The 15,409-nt window shown below is 67.8% G+C and carries 15 protein-coding genes; 12 read left to right on the forward strand and 3 right to left on the reverse strand.

Annotated elements, in window-relative coordinates; genetic code table 11:
* Positions 1-617: 617 nt before the first annotated feature.
* The 10 genes from WS91_RS05230 to WS91_RS05275 all read left to right on the forward strand — a co-directional run bounded on the left by WS91_RS05230 (position 618) and on the right by WS91_RS05275 (position 9,596).
* Complete coding sequence (locus tag WS91_RS05230) at positions 618-1,019, forward strand: DnaJ family domain-containing protein (protein WP_038745060.1); 402 nt, start codon at positions 618-620, stop codon at positions 1,017-1,019.
* Complete coding sequence (gene tadA / locus WS91_RS05235) at positions 1,016-1,597, forward strand: tRNA adenosine(34) deaminase TadA (RefSeq protein WP_038745062.1); 582 nt, start codon at positions 1,016-1,018, stop codon at positions 1,595-1,597. Before WS91_RS05230 ends, tadA begins: the two co-directional genes overlap by 4 nt.
* Positions 1,598-1,653: 56 nt before the next feature.
* Positions 1,654-2,595, forward strand: coding sequence for a muramoyltetrapeptide carboxypeptidase (gene ldcA / locus WS91_RS05240; protein WP_059643084.1), 942 nt, complete (start codon positions 1,654-1,656; stop codon positions 2,593-2,595).
* Positions 2,596-2,931: 336 nt separating this feature from the next.
* Positions 2,932-3,627, forward strand: a complete 696-nt coding sequence (locus tag WS91_RS05245) for a GntR family transcriptional regulator (RefSeq protein ID WP_038745067.1) — start codon at positions 2,932-2,934, stop codon at positions 3,625-3,627.
* 154 nt (positions 3,628-3,781) lie between these two features.
* Positions 3,782-5,275, forward strand: coding sequence for an NCS1 family nucleobase:cation symporter-1 (locus WS91_RS05250; protein WP_197422212.1), 1,494 nt, complete (start codon positions 3,782-3,784; stop codon positions 5,273-5,275).
* 10 nt (positions 5,276-5,285) lie between these two features.
* Positions 5,286-6,194, forward strand: coding sequence for an aspartate/glutamate racemase family protein (locus WS91_RS05255; protein WP_059669885.1), 909 nt, complete (start codon positions 5,286-5,288; stop codon positions 6,192-6,194).
* Between the two features lie 145 nt (positions 6,195-6,339).
* A complete protein-coding gene (gene puuE, locus WS91_RS05260) occupies positions 6,340-7,290 on the forward strand; it encodes an allantoinase PuuE (RefSeq protein WP_038745073.1) in 951 nt (316 codons plus the stop codon).
* A complete protein-coding gene (gene uraD / locus WS91_RS05265; RefSeq protein WP_038745137.1) occupies positions 7,290-7,811 on the forward strand; it encodes a 2-oxo-4-hydroxy-4-carboxy-5-ureidoimidazoline decarboxylase in 522 nt (173 codons plus the stop codon). Before puuE ends, uraD begins: the two co-directional genes overlap by 1 nt.
* 262 nt (positions 7,812-8,073) lie before the next feature.
* Positions 8,074-9,087: an allantoicase gene (gene alc / locus WS91_RS05270; RefSeq protein ID WP_038745139.1), complete on the forward strand. Its 1,014-nt coding sequence runs from the start codon at positions 8,074-8,076 to the stop codon at positions 9,085-9,087.
* Complete coding sequence (locus WS91_RS05275) at positions 9,084-9,596, forward strand: ureidoglycolate lyase (protein ID WP_038745075.1); 513 nt, start codon at positions 9,084-9,086, stop codon at positions 9,594-9,596. The genes alc and WS91_RS05275 overlap by 4 nt, the downstream gene beginning before the upstream one ends.
* A 747-nt stretch (positions 9,597-10,343) precedes the next feature.
* Here WS91_RS05275 and WS91_RS05285 read toward each other — a convergent pair.
* Positions 10,344-11,537 carry a urate hydroxylase PuuD gene (locus WS91_RS05285; protein ID WP_038745077.1) on the reverse strand — a complete coding sequence of 398 codons (1,194 nt, stop codon included), beginning with the start codon at positions 11,535-11,537 and terminating at the stop codon, positions 10,344-10,346.
* A gap of 49 nt (positions 11,538-11,586) precedes the next feature.
* A complete protein-coding gene (uraH, locus tag WS91_RS05290) occupies positions 11,587-11,940 on the reverse strand; it encodes a hydroxyisourate hydrolase (RefSeq protein WP_038745079.1) in 354 nt (117 codons plus the stop codon).
* Between the two features lie 537 nt (positions 11,941-12,477).
* On the opposite strand from uraH, the gene WS91_RS05295 reads away from it, so the two are divergent.
* On the forward strand, positions 12,478-13,890 hold the full coding sequence (locus WS91_RS05295) for an 8-oxoguanine deaminase (protein WP_059669887.1): 1,413 nt from the start codon (positions 12,478-12,480) through the stop codon (positions 13,888-13,890).
* Between the two features lie 205 nt (positions 13,891-14,095).
* On the opposite strand, the gene WS91_RS05305 is transcribed toward WS91_RS05295, so the two are convergent.
* Positions 14,096-15,025, reverse strand: coding sequence for a LysR substrate-binding domain-containing protein (locus tag WS91_RS05305; RefSeq protein WP_010104452.1), 930 nt, complete (start codon positions 15,023-15,025; stop codon positions 14,096-14,098).
* Positions 15,026-15,210: 185 nt separating this feature from the next.
* Here WS91_RS05305 and WS91_RS37170 point away from each other — a divergent pair.
* Positions 15,211-15,409: hypothetical protein (locus tag WS91_RS37170; protein ID WP_231751979.1), on the forward strand; the 199-nt coding region annotated here is incomplete at its 3' end.

Here is a 15,409-nt window from a genome sequence, read left to right on the forward strand (position 1 = left end):
TCCGGCCAGAAAAGAGGGGCGAAGCGCCGTGGCTTTTCGAGTGTCGCGTCGGGCGGAGGTGGCGGAGGCGCCGCTTGCCGGGCCGATTCGCGCGGAGCGAAGCGACGCGTCGGCGGGCGAGGCGACGCGGAATGCGCGACGCGAGGGCAGTCGGCGCTAGCGAAACCTGGCGGCGTGCCGCGGCGGCGAGAAACCCTCGCCTCGTCGACGCTTGCCGATCGACGGCGATGCCGCTATCGGCCGCCGGTTTGGTGCTTGAATCCGCTTCGCTCAGGCCTTTTCGCGACGCCTAAAACCTCACGCCGGTCGCGCACCCGCCCGCAAACCCGCCGTTGCCGCCCGCGCCGCCGCACATCACGCCGCATCCCGACGCGAGTCCGGCTGCGACGAGCGACACCGCAAAAACGAGGGCGCGAACGTGGCGCCGAGTGACGATCGACATTGCTTCGTTGCCCTGAGCGAGCGCAAGGCGCCATGCGCCGCGCGGTTGGAGAGGCTGCAGCAAGAATAGCGCCTTTTCTCGCATGCGGGCCCGGATATCGAGCATTTGCTCGGACAGGCTGGACCTCGGCGCGCCGCCTGCTAAAATCCGCATGCCGCATTGTTATGAAACCCCGATGAAACTGCTTGACGCTCTAGTCGAACAACGTATCGCCGCCGCCGTCGCGCGGGGGGAGTTCGACGATTTGCCGGGCGCCGGCGCGCCGATGGAACTGGACGACGACCTGCTCGTCCCGGAAGAAGTGCGCGTCGCGAATCGGATATTGAAGAACGCGGGCTTCGTGCCGCCCGCGGTCGAGCAACTGCGGGCGCTGCGCAACCTGCAGGACGAGCTTCGCGCGGTCAGCGACCGCGCGACCCGCTGCCGCCTGCAGGCGAAGATGCTCGCCCTCGACATGGCGCTGGAATCGTTGCGCGGCGGCCCGATGGTCGTGCCGCGCGAATACTGCCGCCGCATCGCCGAGCGTCTGTCCGAGCGCGTGCTCGGCGAAGCGCAGGGCGAAGCGGGGGCGATGTGATGCCCGCCGGCGCGCCCGCGTCCGGCGTCGAGCCCAGCGAATCGCAACCGCCGCTTCTGTCAGCCGCCGCCGAGCGCGACCGCCGCTACATGCGCATGGCGCTCGCCGCCGCCGAGGAAGCGCGTGCGGCGGGCGAAGTGCCGGTGGGCGCGGTGATCGTGCGAGGCGACGAGGTGATCGCCCGCGGCTTCAATCATCCGATCGGCGGCCACGATCCGTCCGCTCACGCCGAGATGGCCGCGCTGCGCGCCGCCGCGCGCGCGCTGCGCAACTACCGGATGCCCGGCTGCGAGCTGTACGTGACGCTCGAGCCATGCCTGATGTGCTCGGGCGCGATCATGCACGCGCGGATTGCGCGCGTCGTGTTCGGCGCGCCGGACCCGAAGACGGGCGCATGCGGCAGCATCGTCGACGCATTCGCCGACGCGCGCCTGAACCATCACACGCTGGTCGAAGGCGGGGTGCTCGCGGACGAATGCGGCGCGGCGCTCAAGTCGTTCTTTGCGGAGCGGCGGCAGGCGATCCGCGACGCCCGCCGCGCGCAGCAGGCGCCCGACGCGCCGCCGCGCGAGGATTGAACCGAGCGGTGCGGGGCGCCTCTAAATACGTCTGATCGATTCTTCCCAGCGAATTCATGATTCTCACGCCCCGCATGCCGCGCACGATTCGTCTTCTCGCCCCTTCCGGTTATCCGCACGACCCCGCCGCGATCGATCGCGCGCTCGAACGCCTGAGCGACGAGCGGCATCGCATCGAGAACCTCGACGCGACGCAGCGCCGCTATCAGCGCTTCGCCGGCACCGACGGCGAGCGCGCGGGCGATCTGAACCGGCTCGCCGATCCGTCGCTGCCGCTGCCCGACATCGGTCTCGCGGTGCGCGGCGGCTACGGCGCCGCCCGGATTCTGCACGGGCTCGACTATCGGGGCCTAGAAAGGCGGCTGCGCGATCAGCCGATCGCGCTCGTCGGTCACAGCGATTTCACCGCGATCCAGCTCGCGCTCTACGCGAAGGCGCGCGTGAAGACGTTCGGCGGCCCGATGCTGTCCGCCGATTTCGGCGCGGAGAAGCCGAGCGAATTCACGCTCGCGCATTTCTGGCAGACGCTCACGCAGCCGACGGCGACGATCGTCTCCGACGTGCCGCAAACGCAGGCCGTCAACGCGTCGGGCACGCTGTGGGGCGGCAATCTCGCGATCCTCGCGTCGCTCGTCGGCACGCCCTACATGCCGCAGATCGAAGGCGGAATCCTGTTCATCGAGGACGTCAATGAACAGCCGTTCCGGATCGAGCGGATGATCTACCAGCTGCATCTCGCGGGCGTCCTCGTGCGCCAGCAGGCGCTCGTGCTCGGCCAGTTCACGGGCGCGCGTCCGTTCGAGTACGACAACGGCTACGACATGCAGACGATGATCGAGCAGGTGCGCGGCGTGATCGGCATTCCGATCGTCACGGGGCTGCAATTCGGCCACGTGCCCGACCTGCTGACGCTGCCGTTCGGCGCGCGCGCGGAGCTCGTCGCGAACGAGCACGGCTTCCGGCTCACGATGTCGGACTATCCGCATCTTTCGGCGTGAGCGCGGGGCGGCCGCCGGTACGGCACGAAAAAGGCGGGCGACCGCCTTTTTTTACGCGTTGCTTCGCAACTAACGGATATAGAGCGCGATTCGCTCGATCTGTCGTGATGCACCAATCGAAGGAAAAATTGTCGACAAAAATACAGGCTGCCGATGGCGATTGTGACGACTCAAACGGTGAAGAGTCCCGTCAAATATGGTGAATTGAAGCGTCTGCACCGAATTGATGCGGTTCGGGTGACGTCCCAATCACCCATGTTGTGCAAAATCGATGTGCAAAATTGTTGACAATATTTATGTCCAATCTACGATGCTGTTCATAACGAGATGCGAACCATGACGAAGAAAGATTCCGCGCCGACGGGCGCGAGCCCCGAGTCGATCGCCGAGCGGATGCGCACGGCGATCCTCGAGCATCGGCTCGCGCCCGGCACGAAGCTGACGGAAGCGCAGTTGTGCGAAGTGTTCGGCGTGAAGCGCGGCACGATCCGGCAGGCGCTAGCGCTCCTCGCGACCGATCGGCTCGTCGATCTTGAGCCGAATCGCGGCGCGTTCGTCGCGAGTCCGACGCTGCAGGACGTGCACGAAGTGTTCGAGATGCGGCGCATCGTTGAGCTCGCGGTGATGGAGCGGCTCGCGACGGGACCGGGCGCGAAGCGCCTGAAGGGCGTCGCGGCGATGATCGACAAGGAGCGCAACGCATTCGAGCGGCGCGATTTTCCGGCGTGGGTGCGTTTGTCCGGCGAGTTCCATACTGCGCTCGCGGCGCTCACCGGCAACACGGTGCTGCGCGATTGCCTGGAGGGGCTCGTCGTGCGCTCGACGCTGATGTCGGCGCTGTACGAATCGCACGGGCGCAGCCCGTGTTCGTTCGACGACCATGCGCAGATCCTCGCGGCACTCGAAGCCGGCGACGCGAAGCGCGCGGCGCAACTGATGGCGCACCATCTTCAGCACGTCGAACTGAGGATGCTCGATCGGCCGGCGCAGGGCGCGGTCGATCTGCGCGAGGTGTTCGGCAATCCGGGCTGACGGCCCGGCCGCACGCCTCGAGCGCTCACTGAACTGACGAAATGCCGGGAGGTCGCGTATGCGGCCGCCCGCCAGGGCGGCATCGGGCGACCACGTTCGGGCCGCGATTTCAATGACGATCGCGCGGCTCGTCCGCGGCAGGCAAGGAGATGTCATGGCTCAGTTCAGTGTGGCGCAGCAAGGCGCCTCGTATCGACCGAACGAAGATCGCCCGGACGACACGGACGGCGCGGCGGCGCCCCCCGGTTACAGCAATCGTCTGTACAACGAAGATCTCGCGCCGCTCGCGAACCAGAGCTGGGGCGCATACAACATCTTCGCTTTCTGGATGTCCGACGTGCACAGCGTCGGCGGCTATGTGTTCGCGGGCAGCCTGTTCGCGCTCGGCCTGACGAGCTGGCAGGTGCTCGTCGCGCTGATCGTCGGCATTTCGATCGTCAACGTGCTGTGCAATCTGATTGCGAAGCCGAGCCAGCAGCTCGGCGTGCCGTATCCGGTCGCGTGCCGAGCGACGTTCGGCGTGCTCGGCGCGAACGTGCCCGCCGTGATCCGCGGGCTCATCGCGATCGCATGGTACGGAATCCAAACTTATCTCGCGTCCAGCGCGCTCGTGATCGTCGTGCTCAAGTTCTTTCCGCAGTGGATGCCCTATGCGGACGTACATCGCTACGGCTTCCTAGGGCTCTCGGCGCTCGGCTGGGCGGGCTTCATGCTGCTGTGGGTGCTGCAGGCGTTCGTTTTCTGGAACGGCATGGAGACGATCAAGAAGTTCATCGATTTCGCGGGCCCCGCGGTGTACGTCGTGATGTTCGTCCTCGCGGGCTACATGGTGTGGCGCGCCGGCTGGCGCAACATCGGCCTCAATCTCGGCGGCGTCAAGTATCACGGCGCCGAGGTGATCCCGGTGATGGTGACGGCGATCTCGCTCGTCGTATCGTATTTCTCGGGGCCGATGCTCAATTTCGGCGACTTCTCCCGCTACTGCGGGCGCTACGGCAGCGTGAAGCGCGGCAATTTCTGGGGGCTGCCCGTCAACTTCCTCGCGTTCTCGCTCGTCACGGTGATCACGACGGCCGCGACGCTGCCCGTGTTCGGACAACTGATCACCGATCCCGTCGAGACAGTCGGCCGCATCGATCATCCGACCGCGGTGATTCTCGGCGCGCTGACCTTCACGATCGCGACGATCGGGATCAACATCGTCGCGAACTTCGTGTCGCCCGCGTTCGACTTCTCGAACGTCGCGCCGCGCCTGATCAGCTGGCGCGCGGGCGGCATGCTCGCCGCGGTCGCGTCGGTGTTCATCATGCCGTGGAATCTCTTCAACAATCCCGTCGTGATCCATTACACGCTCGACGTACTCGGCAGCTTCATCGGGCCGCTGTACGGCGTGCTGATCGTCGATTTCTATCTGGTGAAGCGCGGCGCGCTGCGGCGCGACGATCTGTACACGATGTCGACGGACGGCGCGTACTGGTATCGCGACGGCGTGAACCGGCGTGCGATCGCGGCGCTGCTGCCCGCGGCCGCGATCGCCGTCGCGTGCGTGATGGCGCCGGCATTGTCCGGGCTCGCGAATTTCTCGTGGTTCATCGGCGCGGCGCTCGGCGGTGCGTTCTACCGCGCACTCGCGCAAGCGAAAGCATGACGGAGTCCGTATGAAGATCAAGCTGATCAATCCGAACACGACGCAGCGAATGACCGACGCGATGGGCCGCTGCGCGCGCGAAGTCGCGTCGGCGGGCACGGCGATCGTCGCCGTGAGCCCGACGATGGGGCCGCCTTCGATCGAGGGCCATTACGACGAGGCGCTCGCGACGCCGGGCCTGCTCGCCGAAGTCGCGGCGGGCGAGCGCGACGGTTTCGACGGCTACGTGATCGCGTGCTTCGGCGATCCGGGGCTGTACGCGGCGCGCGAGCTCGCGCGCGGGCCGGTCGTCGGCATCGCGGAGGCGGCGATGCACGCGGCGAGCGTGCTCGCGCCGGGCTTCTCGGTCGTGACGACGCTCGCGCGCACCTGCGGAATGGCATGGCACCTCGCGGAGCGCTATGGAATGAAGCGCTTTTGCCGCAACGTGCGCGCGACCGACGTCGCCGTGCTCGACCTCGACAGGCCGGGCTCGGCCGCGCGCCGCGTGATCGTCGACGAATGCCGGCGCGCGCTCGACGAGGACGGCGCGGACGCGATCGTGCTCGGCTGCGCGGGGATGGCGGAATTCGCGCACGAGATCGAGGCGGCGATCGGCGCGCCCGTCGTCGAGGGCGTGACGGCAGCGGTCAAATGGGCGGAGGCGCTGATCGCGCTGAAGCTCGCGACCGCGAAGCGCGGCGATTTCGCGCGGCCGCTCGCGAAGCGCTACGACGGCGAATTCGCACGCTTCAGCCCGGGCGCGGCGGCGGTGCCCGGGCGAGCGCCGGCCGCGGGCGCGGCGGCGTGCGATGCGGTGCGCGATGCGGCGGATGCGGCGCGCGCCGCCGCTGCGTCCGGCATGGCGCCGCCCGACATCGCCACGCCGGACACCGCGACGTCCGCCGTTTTTCCGCAACCGCACATACATTCCGTCTGACCCGCACTATCCGTGCCCCCGTATGGGCGGTCCGAGGCGTTTTCGCTACACTGGGCCATCCGTCGCATCGGCCGCGCAGCGCCCGTTTCCGGGCGTCGCGCGGGCGGCGCGAAACCGCTGACGGGGCATCACTTCGCATCCAATCATGGCATTCGATCCCAACTATCCACGCGATCTGATCGGCTACGGCCGACATCCGGTGCAGGCGAACTGGCCGGGCCGCGCGCGCGTCGCGGTGCAGTTCGTGCTCAACTACGAGGAGGGAGGCGAAAACTGCGTGCTGCACGGCGATCCCGCCTCCGAGCAGTTCCTGTCCGAGATCGTCGGCGCGGCCGCGTATCCGGCGCGCCACATGAGCATGGAGTCGATCTACGAATACGGCTCGCGCGCGGGCGTGTGGCGCATCTTGCGCGAGTTCGACAAGCGCGGGTTGCCGCTCACGGTGTTCGGCGTCGGCATGGCGATCGAACGGCATCCGGAGCTCGCGCGCGCGTTCGTCGAGCTCGGCCACGAGATCGCGTGCCACGGCTGGCGCTGGGTCCATTATCAGGACATGTCGCCCGAGCGCGAGGCCGAGCACATGAAGCTCGGGATGGAGGCGATCGAGCGCGTGACGGGCGTGCGTCCGCTCGGCTGGTACACGGGCCGTGACAGCCCGAACACGCGTCGGCTCGTCGCCGAACACGGCGGCTTCCTGTACGACTCCGACTATTACGGCGACGATCTGCCGTTCTGGATGGGCGTCGAAGTGTCGGGCGGCGCAACGGTGCCGCAGTTGATCGTCCCGTACACGCTCGACACGAACGACATGCGCTTCGCGACGCCGCAAGGCTTCAACACGGCGGATCACTTCTTCCACTACCTGCGCGATGCGTTTGACGTGCTGTACGAGGAGGGCGACGAAGCGCCGAAGATGATGTCGATCGGCATGCATTGCCGACTGCTCGGCCGTCCCGGGCGCTTGCGCGCGCTGCAGCGCTTTCTCGATCACGTCGAGCGGCACGATCGCGTGTGGGTCACGCGCCGCGTCGACATCGCGCGCCACTGGCGCGAGCATCACCCGTATCAGCCTGCTCGACGCGAGGGGGACGCATGATGAAGGCGATGCACTACACGCTCGAGCAATTGAACGCGATGTCGACGGACGCGTTCGTCGCGGCGCTGTCCGGCATCTTCGAACATTCGCCGTGGGTCGCCGAGGCGGCCGCGCTCGAACGGCCGTTTCGCGGCGTCGACGCGTTGCACCGGACGATGAAGGACGCGGTCGAGAGCGCGGGCGACGCGCGGCAGCTCGCGCTCATCAACGCGCACCCGGAGCTCGCCGGCAAGGCGGCGGTGCGCGGCGAGCTGACGGCGGAATCGACGCGCGAGCAAAGCGGCGCGGGCCTCGATCGCTGCACGCAGGAGGAGTTCGACAAATTGCAGCGGCTCAACCGCGCATATCGCGAGAAATTCGGCTTTCCGTTCATCTTCGCGGTGCGAGGCTACGACCGGCACGGGATCATCGCGAACTTCGAGGCGCGCGTCGATCATTCGCGCGACGAGGAATTGCGCGCGAACCTCGAGCAGATCTACCGGATCGCGCGCTTCAGGCTCGACGATCTGATCGGCGCGTGAGCGCCGGCCGGGCGCTTCGATCGGCCCGGCGTCTGCGGGCGGCCGCCGCTTGCCGCTCGTCGCTCGTCGCTTGCCGCTCGTCGCGACGCGGCTGCCGGCGAAACGAAGAAGAATCACGCGATGCGCGGCGCGGCAGGTTCGCCGCGACGACACCGCCGCGACGCGCCCGGCGCGCCGCATCCGCCGCCATGCGCGCGCGATCGCGCGCCGCAGCGGCTTTCCACTCATCACGCATCACGTACATCACGACAAGGACACTACGATGGCTCTTCCGCTTTCCGATCCGAACGCACCCGAGTTCACGCGGCGTTACGTGAATCTCGCCGATCCGCGTCTCGGCGCGCAGGCGCTCGAGGCGAGCGACGATTTCTTCGCGCCGAAGGAGCGCATGCTGAATCCCGAGCCGGCCGTGTTCATCCCGGGCAAATACGACGATCACGGCAAATGGATGGACGGCTGGGAGACGCGCCGCAAGCGCACGACGGGCTACGACTGGTGCGTCGTGAAGCTCGCGCGTCCCGGCGTGATCAAGGGGCTCGACATCGACACGAGCCATTTCACCGGCAATTTCCCGCCCGCGGCGTCGATCGAGGCCGCGCACGTGGCCGACGGCGCGCCGAACGACGCGACGAAGTGGGTCGAGATCATGCCGTCGACGACGCTGCAGGGCAACAGCCATCACTACGTCGAAGCGCGCGACGCGAACGCTTATACGCATCTGCGCGTGAACATCTACCCGGACGGCGGCATCGCGCGGCTGCGCGTGTACGGCCAGCCGCAGCTCGATTGGGCGGGCGCGAGCAAGTCCGAGCTGTTCGATCTCGCGGCGATGGAGAACGGCGGCTACGTCGTCGCGGCGAACAACCAGCACTTCGGTCTCGCGTCGAGTCTGCTGCTGCCGGGCCGCGGCGTGAACATGGGCGACGGCTGGGAGACGCGCCGCCGCCGCGAACCGGGCAACGACTGGGCGATCATCGCGCTCGCGCAGCCGGGCGTGATCCGCAAGATCGAAGTCGACACCGCGCACTTCAAGGGCAATTATCCGGACCGCTGCTCGATTCAGGCCGCATACGTGACGGGCGGCACCGACAGCTCGCTCGTCACGCAGGCGATGTTCTGGCCGGTGCTGCTCGGCGAGCAGAAGCTGCAGATGGACAATCAGCACTATTTCGAGGCGGAGCTCGCCGCGCTCGGCCCCGTCACGCACGTGCGGCTGAACATCGTTCCGGACGGCGGCGTGTCGCGGCTGCGCCTGTGGGGCACGCTCGACCAATGAAGACGCTCGCGATCGAACCATTGACGCGCGCGGCATTCGCGCCGTTCGGCGACGTCATCGAGACGAACGGCGCGAAGCAGATCCCGATCAACCTCGGCACGACGATGCGCTTTCACGATCTCGCGCGCATCGACGTCGCCGACGAAGGCGGGCGGCCGCTCGTGAACCTGTTTCGCGGCCAGCCGCGCGCGCTGCCGTTCGAGGTGACGATGCTCGAGCGGCATCCGCTCGGCAGCCAGGCGTTCATTCCGCTTGCGGATCGGGCTTACATCGTCGTCGTCGCGCCGGCGGGCGATCTCGATCCGTCGAAGATTCGTGCGTTCGTGACGAGCGGATGGCAGGGCGTGAACTATGCGAAGGGCGTCTGGCACCATCCGCTGATCGCGCTCGGCGAGGTGAGCGACTTCGTCGTCGTCGATCGCGGCGGCGATGGGCTCAATCTGAACGAACAGGATCTGTCCGAACCGCTGTGGCTGACCGACGATGCGTTGCTGGCGGTGAGCGCATGACGCGCATAAAACAGGCATGAAGCATGAAGCGGCGCTGACGCGCCGCAACGCAACGCAACGCCCGCGCCTCGTGCGCGGGCTTTTCTTTTCTTGCCGCGCCGTGTAGCGGCGTACTTCGTTGCTGTTGCAACCGTCATGCGGCGGCGCGCGGCACGGCGGCGGGCTCGGCTTCGTATGCGCGCTGCAACGGCGCGACGCACGAGCGCGCGTCCGGCAGCCGCGTAACGCAGGCCCGATGTTTCGCGATGGCGCGTGTCCGGGAGTTCACCACGACCGCGCCCCCGATGGCGGGCGACTCGTCTCGTGACACGTCGCGGTTGCGCCGCGGCGCGTCAACTGGCAGCGCGGGATCTGCATCGTGACGCCGCTCGGCATATCGGCGTTCGGCCACGCGGCCGTTTCGCCGTTCCGGAGCGCGAGATTCCGGATCGAGCCTTCGCCGAGGCGGCCGCGCACGGGAAGGCGGTGCACGTCGTGTATCCCGAGTGCAGCCGCGACCATTCGCGCGCCGTCGCGTTTCGCGCATGATGGGTGGCGAAGAGCGCGTCACTGAGGCAGTGCAGGATGGCCGAACGCGGCCAACGCGGCGCGCGGTGACGGTTGCTCGATTGCGATGGGCGCGCATCGTCCGCGGTGCGCTGCCGCATGCCGTCGGCGGCGCTGACTCGAAGCCCGCGCCAAATGCAACGGGCCCGCCGAAGCGGGCCCGCCGGCAACGCGCGCGGCCTTCGTCACTTCGTCACTTCGTCACTTCGTCGCGCCGCTGCCGAACCAAGCGGCGATCTGCGTGCGCTCGCCGTCCGTCATGTGCGTGACGTTGCCGATCGGCATCGCCTTCAACTGCACCGCCTGTTGATAGATCCGCGGCGCATTCTGCGCGATCTCGTCGGGCGTATCGAACATCACGCCGGCGGGCGCGCTGCCCATCAGCGTCGGCTTCGCCGAGTGGCACGCGACGCAGCGCTGCTGCAGGATCGGGGCGATGTCCTTGATCGCGAGCTTCGGCGCGTTCGCGGCCTGCGCTTCGGGCGCGATCGGCTTCGGCATCGTCGCGACGAGCGCGAGCATCATCAGCGCGACGCCGCCGAGCGGCAGATACCACAGCTGCCGGCCGCGATGCCGCATCACGAAGAACTGACGAATCAGCGCGCCCGCGAGCATGATGACGACGAGCACGATCCAGTTGTACTTGTTCGCATACGTCATTGCATAGTGGTTCGACAGCATCGCGAACACGACGGGCAGCGTGAAGTACGTGTTGTGCACGGAGCGCTGCTTGCCGCGCTTGCCGTAGATCGGATCGGGCGTCTCGCCCTTGAGCAGCTTGTCGACCATCTTGCGCTGGCCGGGGATGATCACGAAGAACACGTTGGCCGTCATGATCGTCGCGAGCATCGCGCCGACGATCAGATACGCGGCGCGGCCCGAGAACACATGGCAGGCGAGGTACGCGGCCGCGACCACGTAGAGGCCCACGAACGCGCCGAGCAGCGTGTCGCGGTTGCCGAGCAGGCGGCACGCGCAGTCGTAGACGATCCAGCCCGCGAGCAGGAAGCCGAGCGCCGACGAGACCGCGACGACGGGGCCCATGTCGAGCACGTTCTTGTCGATCAGGTACGTGTTCGGCGCGAGCAGGTAGAGCACGAGGAAGAGGCCGAAGCCGGACATCCACGTCGTGTACGACGGCCACTTCGACCAGTGCAGGTCTTCCGGCATCTCGGGCGGCGCGACGAGGTACTTCTGCATGTTGTAGAAACCGCCGCCGTGCACGTGCCAGAGCTCGCCGAACACGCCGCGCGCCTTCAGCCGCGCGTCCTTCGGCGGCTTGAGGCTATTGTCGAGCGCGACGAAATAGAACGACTCGCCGATCCATGCAATCGCGGCGACGACGTGCAGCCAGCGGATCGCGAGATTCAGCCAGTCGGTGATGAAGCCTTCCATGAAACTCCTCCTGAGTCGATCGTTGTCGTTCGTGGGCAGCGATGCGTGGTCAGCTGCCGCGATAGGTGCTGTACGACCACGGCGACACGAGAAGCGGCACGTGATAGTGCGCGGCGGGGTCGGCCACGCCGAAGCGCAGCACGACGAGATCGACGAAGCGCGGCTCGGGCAGCGCGACGCCCAGCGCGGCGAAGTAGTCGCCCGCATGGAACACGAGTTCGTAAGTGCCGGCCGCGAGCGCGTCGCCCTCGAGGAGCGGTGCGTCGCAGCGGCCGTCGTCGTTGGTGAGTACCGTCTTAAGCAGCCGGCCGCCGTCGCCCGAGACCGCGTGGAGTTCGATCTTGATCGCGCCGCCCGGGCGGCCGTGCGCGGTGTCGAGTACGTGGGTAGTGAGCTTGCCCATTCGCAATGTCCCTGTGTAGTTGCGAGGATCGGCGGCGGCTCGATCCGGTGATGCTGCGGCGGATCGAGGCTCCACGTCAGTGGCTACATACCCGTCGGCGGATCGAAGCGAGCGCCGTGCAGCCATTGTAAAAAGGTTCGCTTGCGAAACGCTGAGCGATAACGAAGATAATGCGCGCCGCATGAGCGCGCGTCCATGCGCACGGGCGCGCATGGGCGCGTGGCCGCGGCGCTCGCGGGATATGGCGGGTTTTTGCGTCGTTCCGATGACGGACGCGGCCGGACATATCGGCCGCATGAAGGCGATCATGCGCGCGGCCCGCTTGCGCCGCGCCGCGGATTGCGCGATGCTCGGCCGGTGCGCGGGTGCGGGATCGGCCGGTGAGGCCGAGGCCCTGCGTGCATCCCGAAGACGGCGGGCACGCCGGGTAACCGGGCCAGGGCGTTCGAACGGACGCGGCGGCGCGGTGCGTGCCGCGCGTCGCGTTCGAGCGGGACGGCCGCCTCGGCGGCCGAACGATACGGAGATCGAACGACGATGGAACGACACCCGAGCGCGCGCGCCGGCGCGCAACCCCTTTCCCCGAATCGTCCGAAGACGCTCGTCGTCAAGCACGCCGACGTGCTCGTGACGATGGACGGCGCGCGCCGCGAGCTGCGCGACGCGGGCCTTTACGTCGAAGACAACCGGATCGTCGCGGTCGGGCCGAGCGCCGAGCTGCCCGCGCACGCGGACGAGGTGCTCGATCTGCGCGGCCATCTCGTGATTCCGGGGCTCGTCAACACGCATCATCACATGTATCAGAGCCTGACGCGCGCGATTCCCGCCGCGCAGAACGCCGAGCTGTTCGGCTGGCTCACGAACCTGTATCGGATCTGGGCGCACCTGACGCCGGAGATGATCGAGGTGTCGACGCTGACCGCGATGGCCGAGCTGCTGCTGTCCGGCTGCACGACGTCGAGCGATCATCTGTACATCTATCTGAACGGCAGCCGGCTCGACGACAGCATCGCGGCCGCGCGGCGCATCGGCATGCGCTTTCACGCGAGCCGCGGCAGCATGAGCGTCGGGCAGAGCGACGGCGGGCTGCCGCCCGATGCGGTCGTCGAGCGCGAGGCGGACATCCTGCGCGACACGCAGCGCGTGATCGAGGCCTATCACGACGACGGCCGCTACGCGATGCTGCGCGTCGTCGTCGCGCCGTGCTCGCCGTTCTCGGTGAGCCGCGGCCTCATGCGCGACGCGGCGGCGCTCGCGCGCGACTACGGCGTGTCGCTGCACACGCACCTCGCGGAGAACGTGAACGACGTTGCGTACAGCCGCGAGAAATTCGGGATGACGCCCGCCGAATACGCGGAGGATCTCGGCTGGGTCGGGCGCGACGTGTGGCACGCGCACTGCGTGCAGCTCGACGAGCCGGGCATCGCGCTGTTCGCGCGCACGGGCACGGGGGTCGCGCATTGCCCGTGCTCGAACATGCGGCTCGCGTCCGGCATCGCGCCCGTGCAACGGATGCGTTTCGCGGGCGTGCCGGTCGGGCTCGGCGTCGACGGCTCCGCGTCGAACGACGGCGCGCAGATGGTCGCCGAGGTGCGCCAGGCGCTGCTGCTGCAACGCGTCGGATTCGGACCCGATGCGATGACGGCGCGCGATGCGCTGGAGATCGCGACGCTCGGCGGCGCGCGGGTGCTGAACCGAGACGACATCGGCGCGCTCGCGCCCGGGATGGCGGCGGATTTCGTCGCGTTCGACCTGCGTGCGCCGCAGTTCGCGGGCGCGCTGCACGATCCCGTCGCCGCGCTCGTGTTTTGCGCGCCGGCGCAGGCGGCGTACGGCGTCGTCAACGGGCGGGTCGTCGTGCGGGAAGGGCGCTTGACGACGCTCGAGATCGAGCCGCTCGTCGCGCGGCACAACGCACTCGCGCGAACGCTCTACGAAGCCGCGCGCTGAGCGGCGCGTCGGGCGGCGGCGCGGCGCGCGCGGCTGGGTACCCGGTTGCGCGGATTGGGCGGAACATTCGGCGACAGGCTTGCCGCCGGATGTTCCGCGATCGACACTGATGCCGACATCGCCGACATCGCCGACATCGCCGACATCGCCGACATCGCCGACATCGCCGACATCGCCGACGTCGCCGCGCCGCCGCGCCGCGCGCTTACATATCGATCAGCGTGCGAGTCGCCTCGGCGACGAGCCCGCGCAGCCAGCGCACTTCGTCCGAATAATGGCAGCGCTCGTGCCACAGCTGGTAATACTGCATCGGCGGAAAATCGAGCGGCGCGGGCACGACCGACAGCGGCAGGAACTTCGCGTAGTGATCGGCGAAGAGCCGCGTCGTGGTGAAGATCAGATCCGACTTCACGAGCACGTACGGCGCGAGATTGAAGTACGGCAGCGTGACGACGACATGGCGCTTCAGCCGTTCGCGCGCGAGGTGCACGTCGATCGCGCCGCGCTGGCCGACCGAATACGGCGTCGGCGCGAGATGCGGCGCGTTCAGGTACTGGTCGAGCGTGAGGCCGCCGCGCTTCGCGAACGGATGCGTGTTGCTCATCAGGCAGACGATCTCGTCGACGAACAGGTTCGACAGATGCAGCTGCTCGGGCGGCTCCGGCCAGTTGCCGACGACGATGTCGAGCTTGCCGTCCTCGAGCGCGAGCTCGTAGTCGAACGCGGGGCCGAGCGAATGGAACTCGAGCGTCGCGTTCGGCGCGGCCTGCCGGAAGCGCTCGACGACGGTCGGCACGAACAGCACGTTCAGGTAGTCGGGGCAGCCGATCCGGTAGCAGCGGATCGACGTGGCCGGATCGAAGTTGTGCTGCTGGAACTTGATGCGCTCGATCTCGCGCAGAGCGTTCTGCACGGGTTCGAGCAGGCGCAGGCCGTACTCGGTCGGCACCATGCCGGACTTGCCGCGCACGAGGAGCGGATCGCCCGTGATGTCGCGCAGGCGGCGCAGCGCGGCGCTGATCGCCGGCTGCGACTGGTTCAGTTTGACGGCCGCGCGCGTCACGCTGCGCTCCATCAGCAAGGTGTGCAGGACGCGCAACAGATACGTGTCGATCGCCTCGCGTTGCTGGCTCATGTTCTCTCCGTTTATATGTCCAGGCTGATCGATTGGAGGTGGGGATATATGATTTTTAATATGGACATAAAGGAGCGTCAAGAGCGGCCCGTTCGGATTTTCGCTCGGCCGCGCGCGCTCGGCCGCGCGCGCTCGGCCGCGCGCGTGCGCGGGTGATTCGTTTGCCGCGTCGTCGCATCGACGCGATGAAGATCGCCGATGCGGGAAGCGGTTGGCGCGCGCAACAAAAAGGGACGGGCGGCGACGTTTCAAGGAGGCCGAAGGAACGGCGAACGATCGGGTGCGCGGTGCGACACTTTGCACGCAATGCACGCAATGCACGCAATGCACGCAATGCACGCAATGCACGCAATGCACGCAATGCACGCAATGCACGCAATGCAC

Source organism: Burkholderia sp. MSMB1498 (assembly GCF_001526245.1).
Lineage (GTDB): Bacteria > Pseudomonadota > Gammaproteobacteria > Burkholderiales > Burkholderiaceae > Burkholderia > Burkholderia savannae.